Here is a 1,044-nt window from a genome sequence, read left to right as displayed (position 1 = left end):
GCACCGTAGCGGTGTGACTTGAGATCTCGGAAGCTGCCTTCGATCTGCATGCGACGCGCATACAGTTCAGCCAGTTGGTTGGCTTTGGCTTCGGTCAGATCCGGTGAGGCGATGATCAGCCATGGCTCTCGCACGCCTGCCGCCGCTTTGCGGCTATGCGAGTTGCGTGCGACTTGGGTTCGGTGGCGTCGGCTGTAGTGCTTGCGCCCGCGAGGGGTCTTGCCGTGGATCACCAGACGGCAAACCAGTGGATTGCTCCGATTGATGTGCATCAGGTCCAGTTCGCGCGGCTTGCTTTGCGCAAGCTGCCAAAGGGACCGGCACGGAACCCATTGTGCCGGTCGATTTTCCTCGGCCGGCTTGACCAACGTCGTGCCACGCAGGCGGCCAACCCAACTCCAGCCCTGCGCCTGCACCGCCCGGAACCACGGCGTGCGGAAGCCTGCATCGGTGATCAGAATCGGGCGTATCCCTTCAGGAATTAGCGCCTGCAACTGTTGCAGGAACTGCTGTTCGGCACGGGGAGAACCTTGCTCATCGCCCGGGTATACCCGGTCAAGCAAGGTCAGTGTCCTGCCTCCGACGGGAACGGCGGCCCGGAGCAAACACCAGGATTTATCGGCCTTCAGATCGCTCCAGTCGATCACGATCAACGGCCGCTCTCCTCGCAACAACCAACGCGCCATCGCGGTATGCAGCGACAGACATTCGGCTTGCAGATGCCGATTGCCCAACAAGCGATCTGCCGCTTTGAGCGGGGCACTCACCCGCTTGGCTCCCGGCCAGCATCGCGCCAAGTCCATCAGCGTCAGTCGCCAGCCCGAGCTCAGCGCTTCCACCGCCTTCAACAACGCCCGCGCACGCAAGGCATGCATCGGACCCAGTGCATCCCCCAGACACCTCTGCAATACTTCGCTGGCGCGCATGGCTCGCAGTCCTTCTCTGGCTTAGTCACCTTGAAGACTGCGCCATGCGCGCACTTGTTTCCATCTCTCCCGAACGCAACCTCCTGATCTAGCTCAGGAAAATGTGGGGATACCTCAG

General features: G+C 61.7%; 1 protein-coding gene. It reads right to left on the bottom strand.

The window, feature by feature from the left end:
• Positions 1 to 926, bottom strand: a 926-nt coding sequence (locus FHW73_RS17310; protein ID WP_183427998.1) for an IS4 family transposase, incomplete at its 3' end; no start/stop codon positions are given.
• Between the last annotated feature and the right edge of the window lie 118 nt (positions 927 to 1,044).

This window comes from Luteimonas sp. RC10, from assembly GCF_014192745.1.
Lineage (GTDB): Bacteria > Pseudomonadota > Gammaproteobacteria > Xanthomonadales > Xanthomonadaceae > Luteimonas.
This window is presented reverse-complemented; position numbering and strand designations above follow the sequence as displayed.